The 9,098-nt window shown below is 73.3% G+C and carries 9 protein-coding genes and 1 pseudogene; 3 read left to right on the top strand and 7 right to left on the bottom strand.

All coding sequences use genetic code 11. From position 1 onward, the window contains the following. Window positions 1-307, top strand: a 307-nt coding sequence (locus tag ACOJUF_RS24625) for a MarR family winged helix-turn-helix transcriptional regulator (protein WP_420124442.1), incomplete at its 5' end; no start/stop codon positions are given. A 78-nt stretch (window positions 308-385) separates the two neighbouring features. Here the strand turns inward: ACOJUF_RS24625 and ACOJUF_RS24620 are convergent. From ACOJUF_RS24620 to meaB, 3 genes are read right to left on the bottom strand one after another with little or no spacing between them, the layout of a single operon-like run. Beyond that, window positions 386-1,534 (bottom strand): ABC transporter permease, encoded by a 1,149-nt coding sequence (locus tag ACOJUF_RS24620; RefSeq protein ID WP_420124441.1) that lies wholly within the window; start codon window positions 1,532-1,534, stop codon window positions 386-388. Further along, complete coding sequence (locus ACOJUF_RS24615; RefSeq protein ID WP_420124440.1) at window positions 1,531-2,433, bottom strand: ABC transporter ATP-binding protein; 903 nt, start codon at window positions 2,431-2,433, stop codon at window positions 1,531-1,533. Before ACOJUF_RS24615 ends, ACOJUF_RS24620 begins: the two co-directional genes overlap by 4 nt. Window positions 2,434-2,451: 18 nt before the next feature. After that, entirely contained in the window at window positions 2,452-3,513 is a 1,062-nt protein-coding gene (gene meaB, locus ACOJUF_RS24610; RefSeq protein ID WP_420124439.1) for a methylmalonyl Co-A mutase-associated GTPase MeaB, read from the bottom strand. A 17-nt stretch (window positions 3,514-3,530) separates the two neighbouring features. Here meaB and mce point away from each other — a divergent pair, with 17 nt between their 5' ends. Both mce and ACOJUF_RS24600 read left to right on the top strand, forming a co-directional pair. Next, a complete protein-coding gene (mce, locus tag ACOJUF_RS24605; RefSeq protein ID WP_420124438.1) occupies window positions 3,531-3,965 on the top strand; it encodes a methylmalonyl-CoA epimerase in 435 nt (144 codons plus the stop codon). Window positions 3,966-4,030: 65 nt separating this feature from the next. Then, window positions 4,031-5,545, top strand: a complete 1,515-nt coding sequence (locus tag ACOJUF_RS24600; protein WP_420124437.1) for a hypothetical protein — start codon at window positions 4,031-4,033, stop codon at window positions 5,543-5,545. Between the two features lie 96 nt (window positions 5,546-5,641). On the opposite strand, the gene ACOJUF_RS24595 is transcribed toward ACOJUF_RS24600, so the two are convergent. From ACOJUF_RS24595 to ACOJUF_RS24580, 4 genes and pseudogenes are all read right to left on the bottom strand, one after another. Next, window positions 5,642-7,246 carry a hypothetical protein gene (locus tag ACOJUF_RS24595; protein WP_420124436.1) on the bottom strand — a complete coding sequence of 535 codons (1,605 nt, stop codon included), beginning with the start codon at window positions 7,244-7,246 and terminating at the stop codon, window positions 5,642-5,644. After that, window positions 7,222-8,079, bottom strand: coding sequence for an ABC transporter ATP-binding protein (locus ACOJUF_RS24590; protein WP_420124435.1), 858 nt, complete (start codon window positions 8,077-8,079; stop codon window positions 7,222-7,224). Before ACOJUF_RS24590 ends, ACOJUF_RS24595 begins: the two co-directional genes overlap by 25 nt. A gap of 33 nt (window positions 8,080-8,112) precedes the next feature. Next, a complete protein-coding gene (locus ACOJUF_RS24585) occupies window positions 8,113-8,850 on the bottom strand; it encodes an alpha/beta fold hydrolase (protein WP_420124434.1) in 738 nt (245 codons plus the stop codon). 56 nt (window positions 8,851-8,906) lie between these two features. Beyond that, window positions 8,907-9,098 (bottom strand): annotated as a pseudogene (locus tag ACOJUF_RS24580) (IS110 family transposase); the annotation flags it as partial.

Raw genomic sequence — 9,098 nt, 5'->3', positions numbered from 1 at the left:
CTCGTTCTCGCAGCGCGGCTCGCTGCCGATGCGGATGATGGGTGAGCGGCTCCAGCTGCACCCGACGTCCATCACCAACATCGTCGACCGGCTCGAGGCCGACGGCCTGGCCCGCCGGCTGCCGCACCCCAGCGACCGGCGCACCACCCTGGTCGAGCTGACCGAGCTGGGCCGGGAGCGGCTGACCGCCGCGACCGAGGCGGTGACGAAGGCCGAGTTCGGCTTCGTCGGGCTCGACGACGCCGAGCAGGAACAGCTGTCGGTGCTGCTCACCAAGGTCCGGCGGGCGGCCGGCGACTTCGCCTGAGCCAGCCCGCCGGACGACCGGCTGGCGCGACCGGCCGGCCGCGGGCCGCGCCGGCCGGGTCCGGTCAGGCCGCGCCGGTCAGGCCGCGTCCCAGCGGAAGAACCGGGTGGCGATGAAGGTGACCACGACCGCGAAGGCCAGCAGGATGGCGATCGGCAGCAACGCGGCTTGGGGCCCCTCGCCGCGCACCATCACGTCCTTGAGCCCTTCGACCAGGTAGGTCAGGGGCAGGAACTTGCCGATCGTGCTGAGCCAGATCGGCGCCGACTCGATCGGGATGAACGCGCCCGACAGGAATGCCATCGGCAGCGTGATGAGGTTGGCCAGCCCGCTGCCGCCCTCCTGGGTCTTGGCCACCGAGCCGACGAACAGGCCGATGGCCAGGAACGCCAGGGTGCCGGCGATGACCAGCGGGATCGCCATGTACCAGGCCCCGGACAGCTGCAGTCCGAGGAACGGCAGGATCGAGATCCCGATGAACAGGGCCAGCTGGACCAGGGCGACGGCCAGCGAGACGACCACGCGCGAGGTCACGATCGTCCCGGTGGACACCGGTGCCAACCGCAGCCGGCGCAGCAGCTGCTTCTGCCGCCAGGTGATGAGGGTCATCGCCGCGCCGAAGACGGCGCCGACCGCGATGCCGTAGGCGATCATGCCGGGCGCGATGAACTGGATCGGTTTGAGCGACTGGTCCTCGACCTGCTGGCTCTCCAGCGCGTAGGTCGGCGGCACCCCGGACGCGGCGATGTTCGCCTCGTTGACGAAGGCGTTGAAGATGCCCTGCACCGTGGCCGAGGTGACCTGGTCGGCGGACGAGTAGTGCACGATCAGCGTGTTGCCCTGCTGCTCGATGGCCCCGCCCGCGTCGCCCTTCTGCACCTGGGTCAGGGCCGCGTCCAGGGTGGTGCCCGGTTGGATGTCGACGGCCTCGTTCAGCGCGGTCTTGGCCTGCGCGGGCAGCTGGTCGATCAGCGGCACCGCCCCGACCTGGATGACCGTGGGCGCGGACGGCGAGCTGCCGGAGAAGATCGTGCCGAAGATGATGATGAAGAACAGCGGGAAGAACACCGAGAAGCCCACCGAGAGCCAGTCCCGGTAGAAGCTCTTGAACATGGCCGTCGACAGGCTGGTGAAGCCGCGGGACCGGCCGGGCGTCGCCGCCGGCGGGGTCGTTGCGCCCGAGGCCCTCGATGCGGTGGGCGTGGTCGGGGTTGGACCCGAGGTCATGCGCGGTACTCCCGTCCGGTCAGTTGCAGGAAGACGTCCTCGAGGGTGGCGCCGCGCACCTGCAGCCCGGCCAGGGCGTCCATGCCGGCCAGGGCCTGCAGCACGGGCGCGGGCCGCCGGGTGGTGATCACGGTGGACACCCCGTCCCCGGCGACGGATTCGGCGCCCTCGATCTGCCGGGCCCGGTCCTGACCCAGTGCGCCGGCCTCGACCGCGATGCGGACCGGGGCGCCGAGCCCGCGGACCAGATCGGCGGGCGGACCCAGTTGCAGGATCGTGCCGCCGTCCATGATGGCCACCCGGTCGCACAGGATCTCGGCCTCGTCCATGTAGTGCGTGGTCAGCACCACCGTCTTGCCGCGCTCGTTGATCGCCCGCAGCACGTCCCAGAGGTTGCGCCGGGCCTGCGGGTCGAGGGCCGCCGACGGCTCGTCGAGGAAGACCACGTCCGGGTCGTGCACCAGGGCGCAGGCGATGGACAGCCGCTGCGCCTGGCCGCCGGAGAGCTTCTCGGCCCGGGTCGAGGCCTTGTCGGTGAGACCGACCAGCTCGAGCATCTCGTCGATGCGGGCCGCCGGCGCCCCGTACACGGCCCCGAAGGTGGCCAGCTGCTCGTGCGCGGTGAGCCGCTCGAAGAAGGAGGTCCCCTGCAGCTGCACGCCCACCCGGTGCAGCAGCCGGGTGTTGCGCGGCCACACCGGTTCGCCGAGCACGGTGACCGACCCGGAGTCGGGTTGCCGCAGGCCCTCCATCATCTCGACCAGCGTCGTCTTGCCCGCCCCGTTCGGCCCGAGGATCCCGAAGAACTCCCCCTCGCCCACGGTCAGGGACACCCCGTCGACCGCGGTGACCGAGCCGTACCGCTTGACGACCTCCCGGGCGATGATCGTTTCCGCCATGCCCGGCACCGTACCCGCTCAGCCGCCGGTCAATCCGGGAGTTTCTCCGCCGGCCAGCTCGCGCAGCACCCGGCGGGCGGCCGAATGGGTGTCCTCGCCGCCGGCGGCGACGGCATCCGCCGCCCGGCCGAGCAGGGCACGGCCGGCCGGGTCGTGCAACGCCGCCTGGAGGCGCTGCAGCACCAGCGCCTCGACCGCCGCCTCGGCCCGCCGGGTGGCCCGGGCGGCGGCGCCCTCGTGCCGGTCGACGTGCTCGCGGTGGGCGTCGACGGCGGCCAGCAGCCGGTCGAGCCCGGCCCGTTCCGCGTCGGCCGGCTCGGTCGCCACCGTCGTCAGCACCGGGATCCGCCAGTGCGCGGCGTCGGCGCCGCCGCTCCGGCCGAGGGCCACCATCGACTTCAGGTCGCGGACGGTGGTCGCCACGCCGTCCCGGTCCGCCTTGTTCACGACCAGCACGTCGGCGATCTCCAGGATCCCGGCCTTGGCCGCCTGCACGCCGTCGCCCAGCCCGGGCGCGAGCACCACCAGGACGGTGTCGGCCAGCCGGAGCACCGCGACCTCGTTCTGCCCGACCCCGACGGTCTCGACGATCACCACGTCGAAGCCGAGCGCGGACAGCAGGTCGGCGGCGCCGGCGGTGGCGGCCGACAGCCCGCCGAGTTCGCCGCGGCTGGACATGGACCGGATGAAGACGCCGGGATCGGTGCCGTGCACGCCCATCCGCACCCGGTCACCCAGCAGGGCACCGCCGGAGAACGGGCTGGACGGATCGACCGCCAGCACCGCCACCCGCGCGCCGCGGGCCCGGTACCGGCCGATGAGCGCGGTGATCAGGGTGGACTTGCCGACGCCGGGCGGCCCGGTGACGCCCAGGACGGCGGCTCCCCGCGGCCGGCCGCGCAGGCCGGCGGCCCCCACCGCGGCGGTGTCACCACCGGCCTCGACCAGGCTGACCAGGCGGGCGAGCGCCCGCACCGAGCCGCGGCCGGACGGCCCGGCCCCGTCTCCGGTGGCCCCGGCGATCAGGGCGGCCACCCGGTCGCCGGACGGATCGGCAGCCGCGGTGGGCCCGTCGTCCATGGCGGCTACGGTAGGGCATGCCCCTGCCCAGCACCGCCGTCGACCACGTCGGAGTGGCCGTTCCCGATCTCGACGCCGCGATCGCGTTCTACACGCAGACGCTGGGCGGCCGGCTCACCCACCGCGAGACCAACCAGGCGCAGGGGGTGGAGGAGGCGATGATCGCCTTCGGCCCGGTCCCCGGGTCGGCCCAGGTGCAGCTGCTGGCCCCGCTGACCCCGGAGTCGACGATCGCGCGGTTCATCGAGCGCAACGGTCCCGGGTTGCAGCAGCTGGCCCTGCGGGTGGACGACGTGGTCGAGGCGGCCGCGCAGGCCCGCGCCGCCGGCATCCGGACGTTGTACGACGAGCCCCGCCGCGGGACCGCCGGGTCGTCCATCAACTTCCTGCACCCCAAGGACGCCGGTGGCGTGCTGGTCGAGCTCGTGCAGCCGGCGCCGTCGCCCGAGTAGGCGGCACATCCGACTGTCCGGCGTTGCGTCCGCACGTCGGCCGGACCGAGTGGAACGATGGGGCGATGAGCACGAACGAGTGGCTGCCGGCCCAGATTCCTTTTGACCTCGTCCGGCGCGGCTTCGCCCCGGACCAGGTGACCGCTCACCTGGAGCGACTCGAGTACGACCTGCGCATCGCCACGGCCAACAGCGATGCCACCAACCAGCGGCTGTCGGAGGTGTCGGCGCAGCTGGAGATGACCCAGCGGCAGGCCGACGACCTGCGCGCCCAGCTGGACAACATGGCGCGGGAACCGGTTTCGATGACCGGCCTGTCCAACCGGATGCAGCGGATGATCCGGCTGGCCGAGGAGGAGGCGGCGGAGATCCGGGCCCGCGCCAACGCCGACTCGGACAAGATGCGCGCGACCGCGTCGGAACTCGCCGCGGTGACGGCAGCGGAACGCGAGGCCTTCGACGTCGAGCGCGAGCGCACCCGGCGGCAGCTGGCCGACCAGGTCCGCGACCTGCTGGCCGAGGCCTCGGCGGAGGCGGAGCAGACCCGCACCACGGCCCGGCAGGAGTCGCAGGCGGCCCTGGCGTCCGCGACCGCCGAGGCCGAGCGGCTGGTCGGTGAGGCGTCCGAGGAGTCCCGGGCGACGCTGACGGCCGCCCGTGAGGAGGCGCTGGCCACCCTGACCGCGGCCCGCACCGAATCGGAGCAGACGCTCACGGCCGCGCGCACCGAGGCGGCCGAGACCCTGGGGTCGGCCCGGGCCGAGGCCGAGCGGCTGACCGCCGCGGCCAAGGCCGAACGCGACCGGCTCGACGCGGAGAGCGCCGCCCGGCGCGCCGCCGTCGAGGAGGACTTCGAGATCGCCATCAGCTCCCGCCGGGCCGAGGCGCACCAGCGCCTGACCGAGCGCGAGGAGCTGTCCGTCGCCGACGCCAAGCAGCGCATCGCCGACGCCACCGCCGAGTCCGAGCGGCTGGTCGCCGAGGCCACCGCCCACGCGGCCGAGCTGGTCCGCCGGGCCGCGGCCCAGGCCCACCAGCGGGTGGCCGACGCCGACCACGCGGTGCGGGAGCTCACCGGGCTGCGCGGGCACGTCCTGGATCAGCTGGCCTCGCTGCGCGAGCACCTGAGCCAGGTCGACAAGCTCGCCGCGACCGGCCCGACGCTGCTCGATCCCCCGGCCTCCGAGGCCGGACGTCCGGTGACCGCCGACTTCCCGGCCGATCCGGACGCGCGGCCGACCGGGCTGCCGAAAGGGTTCGACCAGGAGCCCGGCCCCTGGGACGACGTGACCGTCGCCTCGCTGCGGGCCGAGCAGCCCGACGTCGTGGTGCAGGTGCCGCCCACGGTGGAGTCAGCGGCCGCGCTCGAGGACGATCTGGCCGAGCCCTCCGTGGCCGAGTCGACCGACGACAAGCTGACCGCGCTCGCCGCCGACTTCAACCGGGACGAGCCCCGCGCCTACGCGGACACCGACACCGACACGTTCGCCCGGGTCGAGGCGACCGACGACGAGTCCGGGCTCCCGGCCCAGCAGCGTTCCGGTTTCCGGGCCCTGGCCGATCGCGCGATGGGGCGCTGAGCGCTCCGCACGCCCCGCCCGTGAGGGCTCCCAGTGTGCCGAAAGTGCCCCAATTGCCGCGGAATAGGGGCACTTTCTGCACACTCAGGCGGCCGGTCAGACCCGGTCGCCGGCGCGGACGACCGCGAAGATCTCCGGGCCGTTGTCCAGAAACCGGGCGGCGGTGAGCCGGACGGCGACGGCCAGCGCGACGACGCCGGTCAGCGGACCGACGACGAGCGCGACCCAGCCCCAGATCGGGTCGACCACCAGCGACAGGACGACGAGCACGATCGTCGGCAGCGCGACCACGAGACCGCCGAGCAGGAAAGCGAAGCTGGCCGCGGTGGTCCGGCCCTTCTGGCCGGGCACGCTGGAGGCGAACATCGACTTGCGGCTCTGCGGTTGGGCATAGGGCAGCCGGGCCGACATGTAGCAGGAGATGGACACGGCACCGAACAGGGCGGCCAGGCAGCCGCCGACCGCGGCCGGGACGTGCTGGAAATCTCCGTGCACGGTGGCCTGGACCGCGACGCCGGCCAGCACGATGACGATGCCCGGCACGAGGGCGACGATCGCGTGGCCCAGCACCTCACCCTGGGCGCGGATGCGATCGGTGATCGTCTGCAGGTGCAACCACAGGCCCGAACCCTCCACGCCGTACTGGTTGCCCGCCTGCGCACCGCACAGCAGCGCTCCGAAGGCCACCGCGAACACCGCACCGGAGCCGCGAACGACCAGGAACGGCCAGGCCACGGTGAGCAGCACGACCATCAGCCACGGCATGCGGCGCATCGGATCCCGCCAGGCCAGCAGCCGGTCCCGGCCGGCCACCACCTTCATGGTGCCGACGACACCGACCGCGACCGCGGTTCCCTCGACGCCGTGCGACGGCGCCGAACCCTCGGTCGACGAGGGCACCGTGGTCAGGCTGCGCTCCAACGCCACCGACCACCACCACCAGGCCAGGGCCAGCCCGGCCAGGGCGATGACCGCGGACAGGGCCGCCGCGCCCCAGTCCCCCGCGCCGACCTGGGCCGGCAGCGCGGCGAGCGCGCCCGGCGGCAACCAGCGCAGCACCCCGGCCACCCCCATCACCCCGGAGCGCAGGGCCTGGCCGTTGGCCGACGGGTTGCTGCTGGAGCTGTTGGTCAGGAAGACGAAGAGCATGTAGACGACGAAGATGCCCAGACCGACGGCCATGCCCAGGTCGCGGCCGCGACGGCTGCTCATCAGCGCCGACATCGAGGTCGACGCCGCGCGGGAGAGCACCACGCACAGCAGCATCTGCACGACCATGCAGACCACGGCGATCGGCAGCAGGGACCACGGCACGCTCAGCGCCACCGCGATGCCGAGCAGCGCGATCATGTTGGCCACCGGCAGGTAGCCGATCAGCGAGCTGACCAGCAGGCCGCTCTGCAGGGTTCGCGGCCGCAGCGGGAGCAGCGCGAACCGTTGCGGGTCGACGGTCTCGTCCACCCCGAACGCGACCAGCGGCGTCAGGACCCACCCGACCAGCTGCAGGGTGAGCAGGCTCGTGACGATCGGGACACCGTCGATGGGCAGGAGTCGCAGGGTGCCCAGCGACGTGCCGATGAACAGGGCGACCAGCAGCAGCACGATCAGCCCGACGAGGGTCCAGGCCCGTTTGGCCCCGGACGCGGCCCGGATGCGGCTGGTGACCAGGTGCCACTTCAGGCCGGCGAAGACCCCAACCACGACAGACCCCCCTCCTGCACGTCGTCGGCCCCGACCAGGTGCATGAACGCGTCGTCGAGGCTGGCGGCGCCGCCGCGCACGGCGGCGATCTCGCCGGCGGCGATGATGCGCCCGCCGGCCATCACGGCCACGTGCGAGCACAGGCCCTCGACCAGCGCCATCACGTGCGAGGAGAAGACGACGGTGCCGCCGGCGTGGGTGTACTGGGTCAGCACGTGCCGGATGATCCGCGCGGACACCGGGTCGACCGCTTCCAGCGGCTCGTCCAGCAGGAGCAGCGACGGCGAGTGCAGGAGCGCGGCGGCGAGGGTGATCTTCTTGCGCATGCCGGTGGAGTAGTCGGCGACCAGCTTGTTGCCGGCATCGTCGAGGTCGAGCACCCTCAGCAGTTCCCCGGAGCGCTGCTTCACCACGTCCAGCGGCATCCCGCGCAGCCGGCCCAGGTAGCTCAGGAGCTCGGGTCCGGAGAGCCGCTCGAACAGGCGCAGTCCGTCGGGCAGCACCCCCATCCGGGCCTTGGCGGCGGCCGGGTCGTTCCAGACGTCGACACCGGCCACCAGCACGCGCCCGCCATCGGGCCGCAGCAGGCCGGTGACCATCGACAGGGTGGTCGTCTTGCCGGCGCCGTTCGGTCCGACCAGCCCGAAGAACGAGCCGACCGGCACGTCGAGATCGACGTGGTCGACGGCGACCCGTGGTCCGAACGCCTTGGTCAGGCCGCGGAGCACCAGTGCCTGCCCGCGGGTGGCCGCGGCCAGTTCCTGCGCGCCCGGGTAGGCCGGGAGCGCTGCGTGCTGTAATTGCCCGTCACTGAAAGTGTTCGGATTCCCCATGCGTCCACCCTGCCACACAGGTTGAAGCGGGGGTCAGAACCGGCGCGAAAGCCAGCCGATCAGCGCATCGGCGAAGGCGGCCGGATCCTCGGCCGGAGACAGGTGACCCACCCCGACCAGTTCGACCAGCTCGGCCTCGAGCGCCGCCGCGGCCATGTCCCGGGCCACCGCCGGCGGGGTGACGGCGTCCAGCTCCCCGACCACGACGAGCACGGGCACGGTGGCCGCGGCCAGCACGCCGGTCGAGTCGGGCCGCGCAGCCATCGCCCGTTGGCCCCAGGCGATCGTCGGGGCGGGCACGGCGCCGGCGATCGCCGCGAGGTCGGCCCGGATCAGGTCGGACGTGCCGGGTGCGAGCAGCGGGGCGACGGCGTCGGGCCCGGCGGCGATCTCGCCTCGGTCGGCGCGTTCGGCAGCGCCGCGGCGGCGGTCCAGCGCGGCGTCGTCGTCGGCGCCGCTGCGCGTGTCGACCAGGACGAGCCCGGCGACCCGGTCCGGGTGCCGGCGCAGCAGGTCGAGCGCGAGGTAGCCACCCATCGAGACCCCGCCGACGACGGCGCGTTCGATGCCCGCGGCGTCCAGCTCGGTGAGCACGTCGTCGGCCAGGACGGACAGGCCCGGGGTGACGGCGGGGTCGAGCGGCGGACCGCCGCCGAACCCCCGCAGGTCGGGGGTGAGCAGCCGGGTCCGGCCGGCCAGCGCAGGACGGATCCCGTCGAACATCCGCGAGTCCAGCGGGAAGGCGTGCAACAACACCAGCGGCGGGGTCACGCCTCCGATGATGTCAGACCGGCGCGATCGGGCGAGCCCGGATGCTCCTATGGTCGTCAAGCTGCTTTGGCGGGTCGTTTTTCGGTGGACGCGGGTTTGAGGGCGACGAAGACTTCCCGGGCGACATATCGTTTGAGGCAGCGAATGATCTCAGGCTTGGTCAGCCCTTGGGTGGTGCGTCGCGCGACGTAGTCCTTGGTTCGCTGGTCGGTGCCCATGCGGGTGATGATGATCCGCCAGAGTGCGCT

It is taken from the genome of Nakamurella sp., assembly GCF_048594475.1.
Classification (GTDB): domain Bacteria; phylum Actinomycetota; class Actinomycetes; order Mycobacteriales; family Nakamurellaceae; genus Nakamurella.
This window is presented reverse-complemented; position numbering and strand designations above follow the sequence as displayed.

Bases quoted from the DNA above. Each gene is read 5' to 3' on its own strand.
- ACOJUF_RS24620 (WP_420124441.1), bottom strand. From the start codon at position 1,534: ATGACCTCGGGTCCAACCCCGACCACGCCCACCGCATCGAGGGCCTCG.
- ACOJUF_RS24615 (WP_420124440.1), bottom strand. From the start codon at position 2,433: ATGGCGGAAACGATCATCGCCCGGGAGGTCGTCAAGCGGTACGGCTCG.
- meaB (WP_420124439.1), bottom strand. From the start codon at position 3,513: ATGGACGACGGGCCCACCGCGGCTGCCGATCCGTCCGGCGACCGGGTG.
- mce (WP_420124438.1), top strand. From the start codon at position 3,531: ATGCCCCTGCCCAGCACCGCCGTCGACCACGTCGGAGTGGCCGTTCCC.
- ACOJUF_RS24600 (WP_420124437.1), top strand. From the start codon at position 4,031: ATGAGCACGAACGAGTGGCTGCCGGCCCAGATTCCTTTTGACCTCGTC.
- ACOJUF_RS24590 (WP_420124435.1), bottom strand. From the start codon at position 8,079: ATGGGGAATCCGAACACTTTCAGTGACGGGCAATTACAGCACGCAGCG.